This is a genomic window from Streptomyces sp. V2I9, from assembly GCF_030817475.1.
In the GTDB taxonomy this organism is placed as follows: domain Bacteria; phylum Actinomycetota; class Actinomycetes; order Streptomycetales; family Streptomycetaceae; genus Streptomyces.
Map to the genome: position 1 here is coordinate 1,872,205 of NZ_JAUSZJ010000002.1, position 21,154 is coordinate 1,893,358.

General features: G+C 72.0%; 12 protein-coding genes and 1 pseudogene. All 13 read right to left on the minus strand.

Going from position 1 to position 21,154, the window contains the following annotated elements; all coding sequences use genetic code 11:
- Positions 1–3: 3 nt before the first annotated feature.
- The 13 genes and pseudogenes from QFZ71_RS08420 to mreC all read right to left on the minus strand — a co-directional run bounded on the left by QFZ71_RS08420 (position 4) and on the right by mreC (position 21,090).
- The gene (locus QFZ71_RS08420; protein ID WP_307667634.1) at positions 4–1,620 is read right to left on the minus strand and encodes a glycosyltransferase family A protein; all 1,617 of its coding nucleotides are present in this window, start codon (positions 1,618–1,620) and stop codon (positions 4–6) included.
- Positions 1,617–3,197, minus strand: a complete 1,581-nt coding sequence (locus QFZ71_RS08425; protein ID WP_307667635.1) for a glycosyltransferase family 4 protein — start codon at positions 3,195–3,197, stop codon at positions 1,617–1,619. Before QFZ71_RS08425 ends, QFZ71_RS08420 begins: the two co-directional genes overlap by 4 nt.
- The gene (locus tag QFZ71_RS08430; protein WP_307667636.1) at positions 3,187–4,206 is read right to left on the minus strand and encodes a Gfo/Idh/MocA family protein; all 1,020 of its coding nucleotides are present in this window, start codon (positions 4,204–4,206) and stop codon (positions 3,187–3,189) included. Before QFZ71_RS08430 ends, QFZ71_RS08425 begins: the two co-directional genes overlap by 11 nt.
- Entirely contained in the window at positions 4,203–5,321 is a 1,119-nt protein-coding gene (locus QFZ71_RS08435) for a DegT/DnrJ/EryC1/StrS aminotransferase family protein (protein WP_307667637.1), read from the minus strand. The genes QFZ71_RS08430 and QFZ71_RS08435 overlap by 4 nt, the downstream gene beginning before the upstream one ends.
- A 334-nt stretch (positions 5,322–5,655) precedes the next feature.
- Positions 5,656–9,888, minus strand: a complete 4,233-nt coding sequence (locus QFZ71_RS08440) for an Rne/Rng family ribonuclease (protein WP_307667638.1) — start codon at positions 9,886–9,888, stop codon at positions 5,656–5,658.
- Between the two features lie 227 nt (positions 9,889–10,115).
- The gene (locus QFZ71_RS08445; RefSeq protein ID WP_307667639.1) at positions 10,116–10,898 is read right to left on the minus strand and encodes a TIGR03936 family radical SAM-associated protein; all 783 of its coding nucleotides are present in this window, start codon (positions 10,896–10,898) and stop codon (positions 10,116–10,118) included.
- Between the two features lie 124 nt (positions 10,899–11,022).
- Positions 11,023–12,228: a hypothetical protein gene (locus tag QFZ71_RS08450; RefSeq protein WP_307667640.1), complete on the minus strand. Its 1,206-nt coding sequence runs from the start codon at positions 12,226–12,228 to the stop codon at positions 11,023–11,025.
- 87 nt (positions 12,229–12,315) lie between these two features.
- Positions 12,316–14,244 (minus strand): TIGR03960 family B12-binding radical SAM protein, encoded by a 1,929-nt coding sequence (locus tag QFZ71_RS08455; RefSeq protein ID WP_307667641.1) that lies wholly within the window; start codon positions 14,242–14,244, stop codon positions 12,316–12,318.
- 49 nt (positions 14,245–14,293) lie between these two features.
- Positions 14,294–15,824, minus strand: a pseudogene (locus QFZ71_RS08460) (CHAD domain-containing protein).
- 30 nt (positions 15,825–15,854) lie between these two features.
- Positions 15,855–17,048, minus strand: coding sequence for a rod shape-determining protein RodA (rodA, locus tag QFZ71_RS08465; protein WP_307667642.1), 1,194 nt, complete (start codon positions 17,046–17,048; stop codon positions 15,855–15,857).
- On the minus strand, positions 17,048–19,270 hold the full coding sequence (mrdA, locus tag QFZ71_RS08470; RefSeq protein WP_307667643.1) for a penicillin-binding protein 2: 2,223 nt from the start codon (positions 19,268–19,270) through the stop codon (positions 17,048–17,050). Before mrdA ends, rodA begins: the two co-directional genes overlap by 1 nt.
- A 96-nt stretch (positions 19,271–19,366) precedes the next feature.
- A complete protein-coding gene (mreD, locus tag QFZ71_RS08475; protein ID WP_307667644.1) occupies positions 19,367–20,032 on the minus strand; it encodes a rod shape-determining protein MreD in 666 nt (221 codons plus the stop codon).
- Positions 20,033–20,037: 5 nt separating this feature from the next.
- Positions 20,038–21,090 (minus strand): rod shape-determining protein MreC, encoded by a 1,053-nt coding sequence (gene mreC / locus QFZ71_RS08480; RefSeq protein WP_307667645.1) that lies wholly within the window; start codon positions 21,088–21,090, stop codon positions 20,038–20,040.
- Positions 21,091–21,154 lie beyond the last annotated feature (64 nt).

Sequence of the window (21,154 nt, forward strand, 5' to 3'; positions counted from 1 at the left end):
GGGTTACTTCCTCTTCGACCTGGACAGAATGCGGCGCAGCCGTGCGCCCACGCCGGGCTTCGGGTCCCACAGGGGGGCCGTCGTGATCACGAGCCGCCCCTTCGGGTTCGGGCTCGCCGCGACCCGGTAGGGGGTGCGGCTCCCCCAACGGCGCGCCAGCGGCATCGGCAGCCCCTCGGTGCGGACCGGGATCTCGTACGTGGAGCCGGCCACGTCGACGTGGACGCGTACGCCGCGCTTGGCCCGGACCGGCTCGATCGGGATGCGGGCGCTCAGCAGGGTGCCCGTGCCGTCCTCGGCGGGCTCCCTGGTGAACTCGCCGACCGCTTCGGGGCGTGCGGCGTCCTCGGGCAGTTTGCGGGCGCCGGCCTTGTCGGCGGTCTTCGGCATGGCGCCCTGGGCGAGGACGACGACGGCCGACGTCGCGTCGCCCGTGACACCCGTCCGCAGCGAGAGCGTGAGGGCGAGCTGCTCACCGCTCTGCTCCCAGGCGGCCGACTCCAGTTTCGTACCTGCCGCGAGCCTGCCCGCGACCGTCTCGCGTGCCTCGTACCAGTGCTCGTCCAGGCCGACGGCCGGGTCCCGGAAGCCCGGATAGAGCGCGAAGGCCCGCTCGCCTTCCAGCAGGAAGGGCGGGGCCCCGTGCTCCTCCTCGTCCGCGATGGCGCGGGTGAGCTCATCGACGGCGCCGCGCAGGGCGAGGCCGAAGCGCACCCGGCGCTTGACTCCGGTGCCGTCGCGCAGCCCGTCCGTGAAGTAGGCGTCCACCAGCGCGCCGACACCCTCGCAGACCTGACGGCGGGTGCCGGCGTCGAGCGCGGGGAAGTCCTTCTGCAGGAGCTTGGTCAGCTCCCAGTCGAAGTGCCGCTTGAACACCGCGTCACGCTGCGGACCGGCGGGGATCAGCGCGGCCGTGTGCTCCATGATCCGCTGGACGCACCGGAGCCGGGCCACGTGGTCCGCCCGGTACGTGATGTTGCTGGCGTCGCCGCGCTTGACCGCGTAGTAGCAGGTGTAGTCGGAGATCACGGAGATCTTCCGGGCCCGGACGCACGCCTCGATGGTGAACGGCTGGTCACTGCCGACCGGCATGTCCTCGGGGAAGCGGAGCCCGTGCTTCTCCACCAGCTCCCGGCGGAACAGCTTGGTGTTGGCCAGCGTGTAGGGAAGCGCGGAGTCGTCGAGGGTGACGTCCCGGTTCCCGGTGTAGAGCTTCTGGTGGACGTAACGCCCGTTGGTGCCGACCATCTTGCCGACGACCACGTCGGACTCGTTGGCGTCGGCGCAGGCGACCATCCGCTCCAGCGCCTCCTCGCCGAGGTGGTCGTCGGACCCGATGAAGTAGACGTAGCGGCCGGTCGCCAGCTCCAGCGCGCGGTTGCTGGGAGCGGCCGGGCCGCCGGAGTTGGGCTGGTGGACGACGGTGAAGACGTCCGGGTGACGCTGGGCGAAGAGGTCGAGTTCCTCACCGCTGCCGTCGGTCGAGCCGTCGTCGACCGCCACGACCTGCAGCCGCTCATGACCGATGCTCTGGCCCACCAGCGAGTTCAGGCACTCGGTGAGGTACGGCATCGTGTTGTAGACGGCGACGACGACCGTGACATCAGCCCCTCGTGTCATGCCATCACCTGGGAACCGGGTTGTTGCGCCTTCACCGGCGCCGCTCCGACCAGCCGCGAGTACACCCGGTCGAGCACCTCGGCCTGGGCCTCCCAGGTCCAGTTCTCCAGCAGCCCCTCGCGTTCGTACACGGCGCGGTACTTCGCGGGATCGGCGAGCACCGACTTGACCGCCCGGACGTAGTCGGAGACGTCCTCGGCGGTGAAGACCTCGCCCTGGCCCGTGCGGGCGACCATGGCCCCCATCGTCTTGACGTCGCTCACCACGAACGGCAGGCGAGCGTGGGAGTACTCGAAGAACTTCGTGATCAGGGCGATCTCGTGGTTCGGCCAGTGGTGGATGGGAATGACGCCCACATCCGCCGCGGACAGGAAGGGCACCACCTGGTAGTGCGGCACGTACGGCAGGATGTGCAGCCGTTCGGTGACGCCCAACTCGGCGGCGCGCTCCTTCAACTCCTGCATGTAGGCCGAGTTGGGCCGCAGGACGACGAAGGCCACGTGCGTGCCGGGGAGCTGGGGCAGCGCCTCGACCATGATGTCGAGCCCGCGCTGCGGTGCCGCGGCGCCACTGTAGACCGCCAGGGGCACGTCGGGCCCGATGCCGCACAGTTCCCGCAGGTCGGGGACCGGCTCCGCGGCCTGTTCCGGCGAGATCTCGGCGTCGGGCGCGTTGAGCACCACCTCGGGCAGGGTCTTCAGTCCGTGGCGCTCGACCAGCATCTCGGCCAGGGTGCCGGAGACCGTCGTGACGGCGTCGGCGTACTTCGCGTACTCCCGCTCGTGGCCGCACTGCGCGATGTGCCAGCGCGGGTGCGGGTTCCACGGCTTGATTCCGGGCAGGAACTCGTGGACGTCCCAGAGGATCTTGACCTTGCGGCCCTTGGCCTCGGCGCGCAGCTTCGCCCGTGCCGCCACGCCGAGCATGCGGAAGTCGTTGGCGTGGATCACATCGGGTTCGAGTCGGTCGATGACCTTCCCGTAGGCCAGTTCGAAGTCCCACAGAGCCGGGTCGAGGCGTCGCCAGGCCCGGTCCCCCATGGTCCGCACCCAGAAGGCCGTGGTGAAACGGTCCAGCGCCGAGTCCATGTTCTTGCGCCGCAGCGCGAGCGCCTCGGTGCGGCCGGCCCGGAAGTGCACCCACTTGTTCAGGGCCTTCGCCAGCAGGCGCGGCGGCAGCAGAGCCGCTGAGCCCAGCGCCGACTTGTCACGCCTGGCCTCGACGCTCCGGACGTTCAGCTCGGCACGCCAGGCCTTCATCCGCTGCTTCCGGTACTCCGCCAGCGGGCCGGGCGGGTACGCGAGAGGCGAACGCAGCACGGCACGGCGGTACTCGTGACGACGGCGGTGCATGGGCGTCGGCACATGCAGCAGGCGGACCCGCGCCTCGCCGAGCCGCCATTTCTGCGTCTTCTTGGTGGGCGACTTGCCCAGAAGCACCACATCCCAGCCGGCGTCCGCCGCCGAACGGGCTTCTTTCTGCACCCGGGAGTCGCCGTTGACGCCGTTGTCGACGAGCATCACGATCTTGCCGCGGGTGCTGCGCTCCGGCCCTGCGGCCGAGCTGTCAATCGCCATGACGGGCGGGCTCTCCTGTCTCGAACACAACGGTCCGGCCGGTGTTGGCCGAGTCGAGCAGCGATGTCGCCACCTCGACGGTGCGCAGCCCCTGCCGGAGGGTGCAGATGTCGGCCGGCTTGCCCTGCACCGCGTCGCGGAACAGTTCGTGCTCGACGAGCAGCGGCTCGCGCTTGGGGATGGCGTAGCGGACCATGTCGCCCTCGGAGACCCCGCGGAAGGCGCGCAGCGCCTCCCATTCGGTGGTGACCGCGGCGTTGGAGTGGAAGGTGAGGTCGGCGGTGAGGGTGTCCGCGATGAAGCAGCCGCGCTCGCCGGTGACCGAGGTGAACCGTTCCTTGAGCGGGCTCAGCCAGTTGACCAGGTGGTTGACCATGGTGCCGTCGGAGAGCTGGCCCACGGCGGAGACCATGTCCTCGTGGGGGCGCCCGGACTTGGAGACGGTGTGCGCGGCGATCGAGGTGTACGTCTGCCCGGTGACCCAGCCCGTCAGGTCGATGTCGTGCGTGGCGAGGTCCTTGACCACGCCGACGTCCGCGATGCGGTGCGGGAAGGGGCCCTGGCGGCGGGTGACGACCTGGTAGACGTCGCCCAGCTCGCCGGCCTCCAGGCGGGCGCGGAGCGACAGCAGGGCCGGGTTGCAGCGCTCGATGTGGCCGACGCCGGCCACCAGGCCGCGCGACTCGAAGGCGTCCACGAGGCGGCGGGCGCCCTCGACGGTGTCCGCGAGCGGCTTCTCGATGAGGGCGCAGACCCCGGCGTCGGCGAGCTGGAGGCCGACCTCCTCGTGCAGCGCGGTCGGGCAGGCCACGACGGCGTAGTCGATGCCGAGGGCGATCAGCTCCTCGACGGTGGACAGGACGGGGGCACCCTGGGCCCAGCCGTTCTTGTCGCCCATCGGGTCGACGACGCCGACCAGCTCGACGCCTTCCAGGCCTGCGAGGACGCGGGCGTGGTGGCGGCCCATGGAGCCGAGGCCGACGAGCCCGGCCTTCAGTACGGCACTCACAGGTTCTCCCCCAGGGAGTTCACGGCGGTCACGATGCGCGCGAGGTCGCCCTCGGTGAGCGAGGGGTGGACGGGCAGCGAGACGACCTCGGCGGCGGCCTTCTCGGTCTCGGGCAGGTCCCAGGTGCGGCCCGCCTTCTGGTCCGGCTCCCAGTAGGGCTTGAGCCGGTGGATCGGCGTCGGGTAGTAGACCGCGTTGCCGACGCCCGCCTCGGTGAGCTTGGCCATCGCGGCGTCCCGGTCGCCCTGGATGCGCACGGTGTACTGGTGGTAGATGTGCCGGGCGCCCTCGGCCACCGGCGGCGTGATGACGCCCGGCGCGGTGATGTGGGCGTCGAGGTACGCGGCGTTGGCGCGGCGCTGCTCGGTCCATCCCTCCAGCTTGCCGAGCTGTACGCGGCCGACGGCGGCGGACACGTCGGTCATCCGCATGTTGGCGCCGACGATCTCGTTGGCGTACCGCTGCTCCATGCCCTGGTTGCGCAGCAGGCGCAGGGTGCGGGCCAGCTCGGCGTCGGCCGTGCTGACCATGCCGCCTTCGAGCGAGTGCATGTTCTTGGTCGGGTAGAAGCTGAAGGTGCCGCCCGCGCCGAACGCGCCGACCGGGGTGCCGTTCAGCGCGGCCGCGTGGGCCTGGCAGGCATCCTCGACCACGGCGAGCTTGTGCTTCTCCGCGATCGGCATGAGCTTGTCCATCGCCGCGGGGTGGCCGTAGAGGTGCACGGGCATGATGGCGGCGGTGCGCGGCGTGATCGCGGCCTCGACGGCCGCGGGGTCGAGCCCGAAGCTGCCCGGCTCGATGTCGGCGAACACGACGTCGGCGCCGACGAGGCGCACCGCGTTCGCGGAGGCGGCGAAGGAGAAGGAGGGGACGATCACCTCGTCGCCCGGACCGATGCCCAGGGCGAGAAGCAGCAGGTGGAGTGCCGAGGTGCCCGAGTTGACGGCGACGCAGTGCCGACCGTCGACCAGGCGCGAGAAGCCGTCCTCGAAGGCGGCCACCTCGGGGCCCTGCACGACACGGCCGCTGCGCAGCACGCGCACCGCGGCCTCGATCTCGTCTTCCCCGATGACCGGACGGGCAGCAGGGATCGGCTGCTCGTTGATGCTCGTCATGGACGTCCTCCTTGAACACCGCAAGAGCTCGTTACCAGGCAGAGCTTTGAGGTGCGGGACGTCTTACCGAGGCCGCGCGAAACCCCACCGGCGCGATGCCGACGCCCTGCCGAGGAATCCGGCCCGGTCGATATGGTCGCCGGGCCTGTCACCAACCGTAGCTTTCATCATGAACGCTCACACGCATGGCAACCGCCGTCACATTATCAGGGATTTCTTGGCCCATTTCGGGCTCGTCAACCACCTCTTGCATCAATTCTGAAACAAAGCAGGTGTCCCGCCCCGATGTACTGGGAGCGGGACACCTGAAGATGAACAACCGGTTACGGATTCATCAGCCGACCGACGACTCGCCCTCCACGGAAGGCGCGGAAGCCGTTACGGACGGCGACGACTGCTGCTCGGCGGCGACGGTCTTCTTCGTCGTCTTCTTCGCTGCGGTCTTCGCCGTCGTCTTTTTGGCGGCGGTCTTCTTCGCGGCGGTCTTCTTGGCCGCCGCCTTCTTGGCCGGAGCCTTCTTGGCGGCGGTCTTGCGAGCCGTCTTCTTCGCCGGGGCGGCCTCCTCGGATTCGGAATCCGTCGTTCCGGATTCCGGGGTTCCATCGGGGGCCCGGTCGTCGGATTCCGGGGCCTTCGCCTCGGACGCCGAGTCGACCACCACGATCGCCGCATCGTCCGCTCCGGTGGGCGAACCCGCCGGAGCGGTGACCTTGCGGGTCACCCGACGCCGCGCACGCGGCGGGGCGGCGACGGGGGCCTCGGCCTCGGGGGCCTGCTCCGCCGGAGCCTCGGCCACCTCCGGAGCAGGCGTCTCGGCGGCGGGCGGTTCGACGACCGGGTCCTCCACCGCGACCGGGTCCGTGGCGGGCTCGACCGGCTGCACCGGCTCCGCCGCCTCGGCCTGCTTCGGCGCACCCGCCGGGGCGGTCGCCTTGCGGGTGGCCCGGCGGCGCGTACGGCCCTGGGGCGCGGCCTCGGCCGGCGCCTCGGGAGCCTCGGCGGCGGGAGCCTCCGGGGCCGGGGCTTCCGCGACCGGGGCCTCGACGACCGGTTCGGGCGTACGCTCCGCCTCGGGGGCCTCGGCCTTCGGGGCGCCGGCCGGTGCCGACGCCCTGCGGGAGGCGCGGCGGCGGCCGCGGCCGCGCGTGGCAGCCGCCTCCGCCTCGGCGGGGCTGCCGTAGAACTCGTCGTCCTCCCCGACCGCGGGCTCCACGGCCACCGGGGCGGCGACCTCGGCGGCCAGCTCGGCCTCGGTCTCCACGGTCTCGGCGGACGCGTGGTCCTCGGAGCCGTGGTCGTGACCGTGCTCCTGGTCCTGGCCCGCGCCACCGCGGCGCTTCTTGGACTTCTTGCCGCCGCCACCGCCGCCGACCGACGTCGGCTGCTCCATGTGGACGATGACACCGCGCCCGTTGCAGTGGACGCAGGTCTCGGAGAAGGACTCCAGCAGGCCCTGGCCCACCCGCTTGCGGGTCATCTGGACCAGGCCGAGCGAGGTGACCTCGGCCACCTGGTGCTTGGTGCGGTCGCGGCCCAGGCACTCCAGGAGCCGCCGCAGGACCAGGTCCCGGTTGGACTCCAGCACCATGTCGATGAAGTCGACGACGACGATGCCGCCGAGGTCGCGCAGCCGCAGCTGCCGCACGATCTCCTCGGCCGCCTCCAGGTTGTTCCTGGTGACGGTCTCCTCCAGGTTGCCGCCCTGGCCGGTGAACTTGCCGGTGTTGACGTCGACGACGACCATCGCCTCGGTCTTGTCGATCACCAGCGACCCGCCGCTGGGCAGGTAGACCTTGCGGTCCAGCGCCTTCATCAGCTGCTCGTCGATGCGGTACGTCGCGAAGACGTCGACCTCGGAGGTCCAGCGGGAGAGCCGCTCGGTGAGGTCGGGCGCGACGTGCGAGACGTACCCGTAGATGGTCTCCCAGGCGTCGTCACCGCTCACGATGACCTTGGAGAAGTCCTCGTTGAAGATGTCGCGGACCACGCGGACGGTCATGTCCGGCTCGCCGTAGAGCAGGGTCGGCGCGTTGGAGGAGCTGGTGCCCTTGGCCTTCTTCTGGATCTCCTCCCACTGCTGCTGGAGGCGCTCGACGTCACGGCGCAGCTCGTCCTCGCTCGCGCCCTCGGCGGCGGTGCGCACGATGACGCCCGCGTCCTCGGGGACGATCTTCTTGAGGATCGTCTTCAGTCGGGAGCGCTCGGTGTCGGGCAGCTTGCGGCTGATCCCGGTCATCGAGCCCTCGGGCACGTACACCAGGTAGCGGCCGGGCAGCGAGACCTGGCTGGTCAGCCGCGCGCCCTTGTGGCCGATCGGGTCCTTGGTGACCTGGACCAGGACCGACTGGCCGGACTTGAGGGCGGTCTCGATGCGGCGCGGCCCGTGGGCCATGCCGAGCGCCTCGAAGTTGACCTCACCGGCGTACAGGACGGCGTTGCGGCCCTTGCCGATGTCGACGAAGGCGGCCTCCATGGACGGCAGCACGTTCTGGACCTTGCCCAGGTAGACGTTGCCGACGTAGCTGGTGGACTGCTCCTTGTTGACGTAGTGCTCGACGAGCACGTTGTCCTCGAGGACGCCGATCTGGGTGCGCTCACCGTTCTGGCGGACGACCATCACGCGCTCGACGGCCTCGCGGCGGGCGAGGAACTCGGCCTCGGTGATGATCGGGACCCTGCGGCGGCCCTGCTCGCGGCCCTCGCGGCGGCGCTGCTTCTTGGCCTCCATCCGGGTCGAGCCCTTGATGGACTGGACCTCGTCGAAGCCGGTGCCGGGCTCGCGCTCCTCCTTCTTGCGGGGCTCACGGACCTTGACGACCGTACGCTCCGGGTCGTCGGCGGTGCCGTGGTCGGCGTCCGCGGTGGCGTCACCGCTGCGGCGGCGGCGACGGCGGCGACGGCGGGAGCTGCTGCTCGAACCGGACGCCGAGGAGTCGTCCTCGTCGTCCTCGTCGGCGGTCTCCTGCGCCTGGCTCCGCCCCCCGTCCTGCTCGTCCTCGCTGCGGGACTCCTCGGCGCGGTCCTGCGCGGGCGCGTCGTCGGCGTTCTGCTCGTCGTCCGTGTCGTGGGCCTCCCCGCGACGGCGGCGGCGGCCACCGCGACGGCGGCGGCGCGAGGGGCGGTCACCGTACTCGTCGGTGTCGTCGCCCTCGTTCTCGTCCGCCTCGGCCTCGGGGGCCTCCTCGGCGGGCGTCTCCACCGGAGCGGCGGACTCGACGGCCTGGTCGGCGCCGTCCGGCTCACCACGGCGGCGGCGACGGCGACGCGAGCCGCCCTGCGGCGCGGCCTCGGCGGGCGCGGTGCTCTGCTCGGAGCCGGCGGCGCGCTCCTCGACCGCCTCGACCTCGTCGGCCTCGTCGTACGGGGAGGCGGAACCGGCGGCCGCAGCCGCGGCGGCGGCCGTCTCGGGGGTCTGGAACATCGGCTCGGCGAAGACCGGGGCCTGGAAGACGGCGACGGCGGGGCGCGTCGCGCGCCGGCTCCTCCGCGTCGGCTCCTCGGTCTTCGCGGTGAACTCGGGGCTGCCCGCGACGGCGGTGGCACGGCGGCGGCGGCGTCCGCGCGGGGCGGCCTCCTCGACCTCGTCCACCTCGGCGGCCAGCTCTTCGGCGACGGCGGCAGGGAGGCTCTCGCCGGACTCGACGGTCTCCTCCTCGGCCTGCGCGGACTCGGCGGGCTCTGCGGGCTGCGGCGAACCGGCGGGCGCGGACGCCTTACGGGACGCCCGGCGGCGGGTCCGCGGAGCCGGGGCCTCCTCGGCTGCCTCGACTTCGGCGGCCGGGGCGGCGGGCTCGGCGGCTGCCTGCTCGGGCTCGCTCACGGCCGCGGCGGACTGCGGCGCACCGGCGGGGGCGGAGGCGCGCCGACGGGCACGGCCACGCGGTGCGGCCGGCTCGGCGGCAGCGGTGGTCCCGGGCTCGGCGGCCGGGGCGGCGGGCTCCACCACGACGGCGGCGGCCTCGGCGGACTGCGGGGCGCCGGCCGGCGAGGTGGCCTTGCGGGAGGCGCGGCGACGGCGGGGTGCCGGGGCCTCTTCCGGGATCTCCACGGCTGCCTCGGTCTCTTCCTCGGCGTCGGGCCCGGGGGCGGCGGCGACCTCGACGGGGTCCGCCACGACCTCGGCGGCCTCCGGCGAGCCGGCCGGAGCCGTCGCCTTGCGGACCGCGCGGCGGCGGGCGCGCGGCGCGGGCGCGGCAGCCTCCTCCTCGGCGGCAGGCGGCACGGGGGCCTCCGTAGCAGCGGAGGGCTCGGCGGCCGGGGCGGGCTCGGCGGCCTCCGTCTGCTGCGGGGCGCCGGCGGGAGCGGTGGACTTGCGCACGGCGCGGCGGCGGGTGCGGGCGGGCGCGGCGGTCTCGGTGACCGTCTCCCCGGGCGTGTCGTCGACGGCCGGGGCGGCGCTCTCGGCGGCCGGTATGGCCGGCGTGACGTCCTCGGCGGCGGTCACGGGGCCGCCGGGCGGGCCGGCCGGGCGGGAGGCGGCGCGGCGCCTGCGGCGCGGCGGCAGCTTGTCGCCGGGGGTGTTCTCTTCGTTGTTCCCGGTCGTGCCGGGTTCGTTCGGCTGAGGCATGCGGGCGTTTCTCCCGTCGTGCTCCCGGGCGCCGCGTCGGATTCCGGTCCGGCCGGTCCGCAGTGGTGCGATACCGCCGTCCGGGGCGCGGGCGCCGCACGGGAACTGATGTCTGGCTCGCCGGTTCCGTATGCGGTGTGCGTACGGCCTGGCGAAAGTCTTATGGGTCAGTGCGCGGCCCGACCCAGGTGGCTCCCGAGTCGGAGGGCTGCGCTACGACGACCGCCTTACGCGGAACCTGCACCTTCCGGCGCCGTCGCGACGGCTGCCCCGGCGACCGCGGGATATGCGGTCGGGGCGGCCTCGCGGTCAGGCGCGAGCGGGTCGGTCACCGTGCCGGACTCCTCGTCGAAGAGCCCCTGCGCCAGCCTCGTCACCGCGGCGGGGACGGGCGGCGCCAGGTCGGCCACAGCTCGAAGACCGGACAGGACGTCGTCGGGTCGCACGGCAGGTGTCACGTGCCGCACAACCAGGCGCAGTATCGCACAGGGCCGCTCGCCCGGCCTATCGGCCGGATCGTCGACGACCCGCAGGTCGGCCACGGCGGCGCGGGCGTCGAACGTACGGATGCCGTTCTTCGCCTTGCGCTGGACCTCGACGGTCTCGGCGTCGTTGAAGGCGGCCACCGCGGGGCGGACGTCCTCGGCGGCGACACCGTCCAGGCGCATCTCCCAGACGGAGGCGGTGAGCCGGTCGGCCAGGCCCGAGGTGCGGGCCTCCACCGCGTCGACGATGTCGAGGCCGGCCGGCATCGAGGCGTCGAGCATGCCGCGCAGGGTCTCGGGGTCCCGCGCCTCGGTGAGGGCGATCTCCAGGAACTCGGCCTCGCTGCCCGTGCCGGTGGGTGCGGCATTGGCGTAGGAGACCTTGGGGTGCGGGGTGAAGCCCGCGGAGTACGCCATCGGCACCTCGGAGCGGCGCAGTGCCCGCTCGAAGGCCCGCTGGAAGTCTCGGTGACTGGTGAACCGGAGGCGGCCGCGCTTGGTGTAGCGCAGTCGGATGCGCTGCACTGCCGGTGCGGGCGGCGGGCCTTCGGGCTGTCGCTTGCCCAGTGGTTCTTCTCCTCGGTGCGGGGCGGGCGCGGTGGCGCGCCGCCCACGAAATTTCGGGTCGCCCCCGGGGTGCCGCTCCGGCTCACCCCCGCCCGACGAGTTTCTCGCCGCCCGGAGGGGTCTCGGTCGCCTGCGCCGCGCTGGGGACAGTCGGTGTACTACCCAGAGTACGCGCAGGGATCCCTCGCGGTTCCCCGGACCGTGCGGCGGCCGGGGAGCCGACGAGCGCCCGCCAGGCGTCGCGGCGTGCCTGACGCACGGTTTCGCGGGCGCTCGCGAGGGCGGCGCGGACGGCCCGGCCCGCTTCGGCGGCGGCGCGCCGGGCCGGGGCCCGGACCGCGTCGCGCAGGAAGTGGCCGACAGGGGCGCACACCGTGCGGTAGGCCCAGGAGACCGGTGCGCCGATCAGGTACCGGGCGATCGCGGCGAGGGCCCGGCCGACGGCTCGGGAGACGTATCCGGCGATCCGCCAGGCGACCTCGAACGCCGTGGCGATCTCCCGGCCGGCCGGGGTGAGGATGCGGCGGTACGTCCACGAGAGCGGTGCCACGACCAGCGTCATGACCAGCAAGGCGACCACGGGGCCGAGTCCGCGCCCGGTGGCGGCGAGCCCTCGCCAGACCTGGCCCGGGATCCGGGCCGCGCCCTGCCACAGCGTGCTCAGGACCCGGACCGTGCCGTGGCCGATCGGCGTGAGGACGGCTTCGTACACCCACACCGCCGGGACGACCAGGCCGTAACGCACCACCGGGACGGCCACGTACCGCCACACGGACTCCAGCGGCACGATCAGGAGCACGGTGAGCAGCCACCCCAGGGCGGTGCCGATGCCGTGCAGCGCCGGGAGGAGCAGGGCGGTGCCGATCCACCGCAGGCCGTGGCCCAGCGGGGTGAGGACGCCGGCGTACAGCCACACCGCCGGCGCGGCGATGCCGTAGCGGGCGACGGGGACGATCACGTACCGCCACAGGGCGGGCCAGGGCCGGATCAGCAGGGCGACGGCCAGCCACGCGGCGGCCTTGCCCAGGGGCGCGAGGACCCGGGTGTACAGCCAGGTCAGCGGGGTCAGGACCAGCGTGTCCCGCAGCCACAGCAGGGCCCGGCCGAACGGCCGCAGCAGGACGCGGTCGGCGCCGTGCCACAACGCGGTGAGGGCGTCGCGGGCCATCCGGACGGGCAGGACGAGCACCAGGACGACGATCCGGACCGGGATCCTGATCAGCGTGGCCAGGACGCTCGCGCCCGGTTCGTACCCCTGGGGTGCCTGGTGCCTGCCGTGGTCCGCCATGCCGTGAGGGACGCGTCAGGCCCGGTCCGGGGTTGCCGGACCGGGCCTGACGGTCACCGTGCCTTCCCGCGGGAAGGGCGGTGGGGGTTACTTGTCGACCACGCTGAGCGGGAGGAGCTTCTTGCCGGTCGGGCCGATCTGGATGTCCAGGTCGAGCTGCGGGCAGACGCCGCAGTCGAAGCAGGGGGTCCAGCGGCAGTCCTCGACCTCGGTCTCGTCGAGCGCGTCCTGCCAGTCCTCCCAGAGCCAGTCCTTGTCCAGGCCGGAGTCGAGGTGGTCCCAGGGCAGGACCTCCTCGTAGGTGCGCTCGCGGGTGGTGTACCAGTCGACGTCCACCCCGAATTCGGGCAGCGTCTTCTCCGCGCAGGACATCCAGAGGTCGTAGCTGAAGTGCTCACGCCAGCCGTCGAAGCGGCCGCCGGACTCGTAGACCGCGCGGATGACGGAGCCGACGCGGCGGTCGCCGCGCGAGAGCAGGCCCTCGACGATGCCGGGCTTGCCGTCGTGGTAGCGGAAGCCGATGGAGCGGCCGTACTTCTTGTCGCCGCGGATCTTGTCCCGGAGCTTCTTGAGGCGCGCGTCGGTGTCCTCGGCGCTGAGCTGCGGGGCCCACTGGAAGGGGGTGTGCGGCTTGGGGACGAAACCGCCGATGGAGACCGTGCAGCGGATGTCGTTCTGGCCGGAGACCTCGCGGCCCTTGGCGATGACGTTGACCGCCATGTCGCCGATCTGGAGGACGTCCTCGTCGGTCTCGGTGGGCAGGCCGCACATGAAGTACAGCTTCACCTGGCGCCAGCCGTTGCCGTAGGCGGTGGCGACCGTGCGGATCAGGTCCTCCTCCGAGACCATCTTGTTGATGACCTTGCGCATGCGCTCGGAGCCGCCCTCGGGGGCGAAGGTGAGTCCGGAGCGACGGCCGTTGCGGGTCAGCTCGTTGGCCAGGTCCACGTTGAACGCGTCGACGCGGGTGGAGGGCAGCGAGAGGCCGATCTTGTCCTCGGTGTAGCGGTCCGCGAGGCCCTTGGCGATGTCACCGATCTCGCTGTGGTCGGCGGAGGAGAGCGAGAGGAGGCCGACCTCCTCGAAGCCGGTCGCCTTGAGGCCCTTGTCGACCATCTCGCCGATGCCGGTGATGCTTCGCTCCCGCACGGGGCGCGTGATCATGCCGGCCTGGCAGAAACGGCAGCCGCGGGTGCAGCCGCGGAAGATCTCCACCGACATCCGCTCGTGCACGGTCTCCGCGAGCGGGACGAGGGGCTGCTTGGGGTAGGGCCACTCGTCGAGGTCCATCACCGTGTGCTTGGAGACACGCCACGGCACGCCGGACCGGTTGGGCACGACGCGGCCGATGCGGCCGTCGGGGAGGTACTCGACGTCGTAGAAGCGCGGGACGTAGACGCCGCCGGTCTTCGAGAGCCGGAACAGCACCTCGTCGCGGCCACCGGGGCGGCCCTCGGCCTTCCAGGCGCGGATGATCTCGGTGATCTCCAGGACGGCCTGCTCGCCGTCGCCGACGACCGCGCAGTCGATGAAGTCCGCGATCGGCTCGGGGTTGAACGCGGCGTGGCCGCCCGCGAGGACGATCGGGTGGTCCACCGTGCGGTCCTTGGACTCCAGCGGGATGCCCGCGAGGTCCAGGGCGGTGAGCATGTTCGTGTAGCCCAGCTCGGTGGAGAAGCTGAGTCCGAACACGTCGAAGGCGCCGACCGGGCGGTGGCTGTCCACGGTGAACTGGGGCACGTCGTGCTCGCGCATCAGTTCTTCGAGGTCGGGCCAGACGCTGTACGTGCGCTCCGCGAGGACGCCCTCGCGTTCGTTCAGTACCTCGTAGAGGATCATGACGCCCTGGTTGGGGAGCCCGACCTCGTAGGCGTCGGGGTACATCAGGGTCCAGCGGACGTCACAGCTGTCCCAGTCCTTGACGGTGGAGTTCAGCTCACCGCCGACGTACTGGATGGGCTTCTGCACATGCGGGAGCAGAGCTTCGAGCTGTGGGAAGACCGATGCGGCAGACATCTCGCGAACCTTCGTGAGCCGGCAGGGGTGACCATCCAGCGTACCCCGCTCACCGGTGCTTCAGATCCGCGAGCGGTCCGGGGCCGGCCGCGCGGGCCCAGACCTCGGGCAGTTCGCGCTCGCGGGCCTCGGCGGCGGCCTCCTCCCTCCCGTACAGGAGTCCCCAGGTGAAGGCGGTCTCGCCCGCCGCGTGGGCCTGAATCGCCAGGGTGCGCAGGGCGTCACGGGCGACGACGCTGTCCTGGTGGTCGCCGAGGAGGGACTGCACGGCCTTCACCCGTTTCACGAAGCGCCCGGCGGGCTTGCCGAGGGCGGGGCGGGCCGACTCGCCCGCGTACCGGGTGCGCTTGGCGGCCTTGCGGGCCTCGTGCAGCGCGGTGTCCCGCTCGGGTCCCGGCGGCAGGGCGAGGGCGTGCTCGACACGGGCCGCGAGCCGCTCGTGGTCCTTGACGACCGCGCGGGACAGGGCCTTCTCCGGCTTGCGGGAGGCGGCGGGGCGCAGCGGCGGGTCGGCGCTCAGCGCGTGGAGGGCGTCCAGGAGATCCAGATACCGCTTCCCGTCCAGTACGTCGATGATCCTTCGGCGGGCTCCGGTGCGGCGCGCCGCCGACCAGGCGCGGAGCCGGCCGCGCACCGGGCCGAGGGCGAGCGTGGCGGGCAGTTCCTCGACGTGGGAGCCGAGCCGTTCGTCCAGGACCTCCTGGTCGCGGTCGAGGCCCAGTTCGGCGGCGAGCCACTTCAGCTCCGCGCCGAGGGGGTCGGTGACCTCGCGGCCGAGGATCGTGCGATGGGTCTTGAAGGTGCTGCGCAAGCGGCGGGTGGCGACGCGCATCTTGTGCACGGAGTCGGGAAGGTCGCGGCGGACGGCGGGGTCGAGCCGGACGATCGCGTCGATCTGCTCGCGTACGTAGGCGAGGACGTGGTCGCCGGCGGTGTACGTGATGGACGCGTCGCCGCCGCTCTCGTCGCGGTTCGGTGTGGTCTCCGTCAGTGCCCTGGCCAGCTTCGACGAGGACGCTGCGGGGCGCACCCCGGCCTTGCGGAGCCGTTTCTCGACGGCGTCCAGGAAGGCCGGGTCGCCGCCGTCGGCCAGCTCGACCTCGATCTCGGTCCAGGTGGCGGTGGTGCCGCTCCCCTCCCCCGCGAGGCGTTCCGCGAGGACCGTGTCGACGCTGACCTCGGCCAGGAGCGTGTCGTCGGCGTCCAGCAGGTGGTGGACGTCACGGGAGGAGAGCAGCCGGACGACGGGCTCGATCTCCGCGTGCCGGACCCGCGAGCGCAGCAGCGCGGCCAGCGTGGGCGGCAGGGTGTCGGAGAGGGGTTCGTGGATCTCGTCCCGGACGCCGACGGCGACGGGGAACTTCACGTGCCAGCCCTCGTCCGCCCCGCCGGTGCGGCGGCGCAGGGTGAGGGAGTCGGCGGCGAGGCGGAGGTCGGGGGTGTCCCAGTACACGGCGTCCAGCTCGGTCCGCCCGCGGGGGACGGCCCGGTCGACTCCGGCCACCCGGCCCAGGTCGGGCAGCCGGATGGCGTCGGTGGCCTCGTACTTCGCGCTCGATCTCGCGCTTGGTGTCCGCCATGTACGGACACCTACCCGCGACCGCCGGGGTTCAGGCGGACATCGGCCGCTGCACCCTGATCGACTGGAGCAGTCCGATCGCCACCCAGACGGCGAACATCGAGGATCCTCCGTAGGAGACGAAGGGCAGCGGGAGCCCGGCGACCGGCATGATGCCGAGCGTCATGCCGATGTTCTCGAAGGACTGGAAGGCGAACCAGGCGATGATCCCGGCGGCGACGACCGTGCCGTACAGCTCGGTCGTCTCGCGGGCGATCCGGCAGGCGCGCCACAGGACGACGCCCAGCAGCACGATGATCAGCCCCGCCCCGAGGAAGCCCAGCTCCTCGCCGGCGACGGTGAAGACGAAGTCGGTCTGCTGCTCGGGCACGAACTGACCGGTGGTCTGCGTGCCTTCGAAGAGCCCGGTGCCGGTGAGGCCGCCGGAGCCGATCGCGATGCGGGCCTGGTTGGTGTTGTAGCCGACGCCGGCCGGGTCGAGCGCGGGGTTGGCGAAGGCGGCGAACCGGGCGATCTGGTACTCGTCGAGCAGACCGAGCTGCCAGACGGCGACGGCCCCGCCCGCGCCCGCCCCGAGAAGGCCGAAGACCCAGCGGTTGGAGGCGCCGGAGGCCAGCAGGACGCCGAGGACGATGACGGCCATGACCATCACCGAGCCGAGGTCCGGCATCAGCATGACGATGGCCATCGGGACGGCCGCGAGCCCCAGCGCCTTGGCGACGGTGCGATGGTCGGGGTGGGCCTGGTCCCCCGCGTCGACGCGTGCGGCGAGCAGCATCGCCATCACCAGGATGATGGTGATCTTGGTGAACTCGGAGGGCTGGATCGAGAAGCCGGCCGGCAGCTTGATCCAGGCGTGGGCACCGTTGACCGTGGTGCCGAGCGGGGTGAGGACCGCCAGGACCAGGAGCACCGAGATGCCGTAGAGGACCGGGACGGCCCCGCGCAGCGTGCGGTGGCCGAGCCAGATCGTGCCGATCATCAGGGCGAGCCCGATGCCGGTGTTGAGGGCGTGCCGGACGAGGAAGAAGTACGGGTCGCCCTGGGTGAGGTGGTCGCGGTTGCGGGTCGCGGACCACACGAGCAGCGCGCCCATGAACGAGAGCGCGAGCGCGGCCCCGAGCAGCGGCCAGTCCAGCCGCCGTACGAGGGAGTCACGGGCGGTCAGCTTGGCCCAGGAGCCCTGGTCGGGGGCGTACCGGGAGACGGAGAATCCACCTGCCATCACGGCTGCCTCCCCGTCGACGCGGGGGATCCGGTGAGGCCGGGCTGGCCTCCGGGCTGGAGGGGCAACTGGGGTTCCTGTCCCCCCGGCTGCTCCTCGGGCGGGACCGGGGTGGGGTCGTAGGGCTTGACCTTCGGGGCGCGGATCGAGCCGTCGGGCTGGATCTTCGGCAGCGCCTTCTGGGGCTTGGGCAGCAAGGCTCGCTTCAGGTCCTGGTTGCCCTCGGCGTCGAGGCCGTAGAGCGCGTCGTAGATCTTGCGGACGGCGGGCCCGGCGGCGCCGGAACCGGTGCCGCCCTGGGAGATCGTCATGACGATGGTGTAGTCGTCGGTGTAGGTCGCGAACCAGCCGGTGGTCTGCTTGCCGTACACCTGGGCGGTGCCGGTCTTGGCGCGCATCGGGATCTTGTCCTGCGGCCAGCCGCCGAACCTCCAGGCGGCCGTGCCGCCCGGCTCGACCACCGAGCGCAGCCCCTTGTCGAGGTCCTTGATGGTCTGGGCGCTGACCGGCAGCTTCCCGCCGGCCTTGGGCGTGATCTCCCGGACGGACTTGCCGTCGGGGCTGATCACGGCCTTGCCGACGGTGGGCTCGTGGAGGGTGCCGCCGTTGCTGATGGCGGCGTAGGCGGTGGCCATCTGGATGGGCGTGACGAGCACGTCACCCTGGCCGATCGAGTAGTTGATGCTGTCGTACGCCTTGAGCTGGTTGCCTTCGAGGCAGCTTTCGTACGCGATCTGCTGGACGTAGCTGCCGCCCTTCTTGCCCTCCTTGCACCAGGCGTCCTTGTTGGCCTTCCAGAAGTCCTGCTTCCACTGGCGGTCCGGGATGCGGCCCTTGACCTCGTTGGGCAGGTCGATGCCGGTCTCGGAGCCGAGCCCGAAGTCGCGGGCGGTGCGGTAGAACCAGTTCTTGGCGTCCTTCTTGGGCTTTATGCCGCCGTCCTTGACCCACTCGTCGTGGCCGAGGCGGTAGAAGACCGTGTTGCACGAGTACTTGAGCGCGTCCCCGAGGGTGATGGGGCCGTGGCCCTTGGACTCGAAGTTCGCGAAGGTCTGGTTGCCGAGGCTGTAGGAGCTGCTGCACTCGTACAGGTCGTTGAAGGCGTGCCCGCCGCGCACGGCGGCGCTGGCCGACACCACCTTGAAGATCGAGCCGGCCGGGGCCTGGCCCTGGATGCCCCGGTTGAGCAGCGGGTAGTTGGACTTCTTGCTGGTGAGCTTGGCGTACTGCTTGCCGGAGATGCCGCCGACCCAGTCGTTGGGGTCGTAGTCGGGCTGGGACGCCATCGAGACGATCCGGCCGGTCCTGGACTCCATGACGACGACGGCGCCGGAGTCTGCCTCGTACTTCCGGCCGGTGATCTTGTCGGTCTCGCCGCGGACCCTCTTCATCGCCTGCGCGAGCTCGTACTCGGCCACCGCCTGCACCCGCGCGTCCAGGCTGGTGACGAGGGTGGAGCCGGCCACGGCCGGGTCGTTCTCCGCCTCGCCCATCACACGGCCGAGGTTGTCGACCTCGTAACGGGTGACGCCCGCCTTGCCGCGCAGCTCCTTGTCGTAGGTGCGCTCGATGCCCGAGCGGCCGACCTGGTCGGAGCGCAGGTAGGGCGACGGACCGTCCTGGGCCTGCTGGATCTCCTCGTCGGTGACGGGCGAGAGGTAGCCGAGGACCTGCGCGGTCCTCGCCTTGGCGGGGGCCGTGTAACGGCGTACGGCGGTGGGTTCGGCGGTGATGCCGGGGAAGTCCTCGGCGCGTTCGCGGATCTGGAGAGCCTGCTGGGTGGTGGCCTCGTCCGTGACCGGGATCGGCTGGTAGGGCGATCCGTTCCAGCAGGGCTGGGGGGTCTTGGCGTCGCAGAGGCGGACCTTGTCCCGGACGTCCTTCGGCTTCATGTCCAGCACTTCGGCGAGCCGGGTGAGGACGCCTTCGCCGTCGTCCTTCATCTTCAGCAGCTCGGTGCGGCTGGCTGAGACGACGAGGCGGGTCTCGTTGTCGGCGAGGGGGACGCCGCGGGCGTCGAGGATCGAGCCGCGCACGGCGGGCTGGACGACCTGCTGCACGCCGTTGCCCGCGGCTTCGGCGGTGTACTCGTCGCCGTTGCGGATCTGGAGGTACCAGAGGCGTCCGCCGAGGGTGAGCAGCAGGGAGAAGACGAGGACCTGGATGACGATGAGCCGGATCTGGACCCGCTGGGTCCGCCCGGTCTCGGGAATGTTGCTCACGCGGTGCCCCCGCTGATGGTCCGGCCGGGGGTACGGGGGTCCCCCGGGAAGTACAGCCTCACGCGGCGCCCCCGGCGTCCTCGGTCGCGTACGGGATCACAGTCGCTTGACCCCCTTGATCCGGCCCGCGCGGGCGGCGCGGTTGCGGGCGGCCTTCACGCGCAGACCGCCGCGCTGATTGCCGATCCGCAGACCGGTGCCCGAGGCCAGCCAGCCGGCGGCGACGTCGCTGCCGCCCGCGGACGCCTCGGCGATCGGGTCGTTCTCGGTGCGTCTGGCCAGCGCCATGATGAGCGGCACGGTGAAGGGCGCCAGCAGCAGGTCGTAGATCGCGGCCGTGAACAGCAGGCTGCCCAGGCCCACATGGCGGGCGGCCGTGTCACCGACGAGCGCGCCGACGCCCGCGTACAGCAGGGTCGAGCCGATCGCGGCGGCGACGACCGCGGCCATCGGGGCGAACGCCGACCGCAGTTGCCCGTTCTCCGGCCGGATCAGGCCCGCCAGATAGCCGATGACGCAGAGGACCAGGGCGTACCGGCCCACGGCGTGGTCGGCGGGCGGGGCGAGGTCGGCGAGGAGGCCCGCGCCGAAGCCGATGAGGGCGCCGCTGACCGGCCCGTACACGAAGGCGAGTCCGAGGACGGTGAGGAGCAGCAGGTCGGGGACGGCGCCGGGGAGCTGGAGGCGGGCGAGGACGGAGACCTGGACGACCAGGGCGACGACGACCAGGGCGGTGGAGAGCAGAGTCCGGTTGATACGCATGGGGATCAGCGCTGCTCCTGGTCGTCGGCCGCGTTGCCGGGTTGCTGGGCGGGGTCCTGCTGGTCGCCCGCCGCGTTGCCGGCGGCGTCGCCGTTCTCGTTGACGTTGCCGACGACCTTGCCGGAGCCGTCCACCAGGTCGCCGTTGGGCTGGACGGTGACGGTGACCGTGGGGGTCGGCTTCGGCTTGGCCTTGGCCGGCTGCTTGGGCAGCACCGCGTCGCGCGGGTCCTCGCGGGGCGCCTGGACGACGACCCCGACGATGTCGAGCTTGGTGAACCCGACGTACGGCTTGACGTAGACGGTCCGGGTCAGCGCGCCGCCCGACGGGTCGACGCGGACGACCTCGCCGACCGGGACGCCGGGGACGAAGGGCTTGTCCTTGCTGGAGCCGAAGGTGACGAGCCGGTCACCGGGTTTCACCGTGGCCTTGCCGTTGAGGAACTGCACCGACAGCGGGCGCGAGCCCTGCCCGGTGGCGAAGCCGAGTTCGTCGGTCTTCTCCATCCGGGTGCCGACGGTGAAGTCGGGATCGTTGGCGAGCAGGACCGTGGCGGTGCCGGGGCCGACGGTGGTGACCCGGCCGACCAGGCCATCCCCGTTGAGGACGGTCATGTCGCGACGGATGCCGTCGTTCGCCCCGGCGTCGATGGTGATCGTCCAGGAGAAGCCCTGGGCCGCTCCTATGGCGATGACCTCGGCGCCCTTGATGCCGTACTGACCGGCGCCCGCCTTCTTCAGCATGGCGTCGAGCTGGCGGACCCGGCTGTTGGTGCGGTCGTCGCTGCCGAGCCTGGCCTTCAGCGCGGCGTTCTCCTTCTCCAGGACGGAGATCCGGTCGTGCCGGTTGCCGGAGTCGCGGACCGCCCCTATGGCGTTGCCCACCGGGTCGACCGCCGCAGATACGCCGTTCTCGATCGGCCCGAAGACGGTGGCCGCGGCCTGCCGCGCGCCATCGACCGGTGACTCCTCGCCGCCTCGGATATCCACCGTGATCAGGGCGAATGCGATGGCGATCAAGAGCACCAGAAGCAGCCGGCTCTCTCGTGTGTCCCTCACGTGCGGCGGCCGTGCCTTCCTCGTCGGAATGTTCGTGCCTGTGTGTACGTCTCCGTACGGGCAC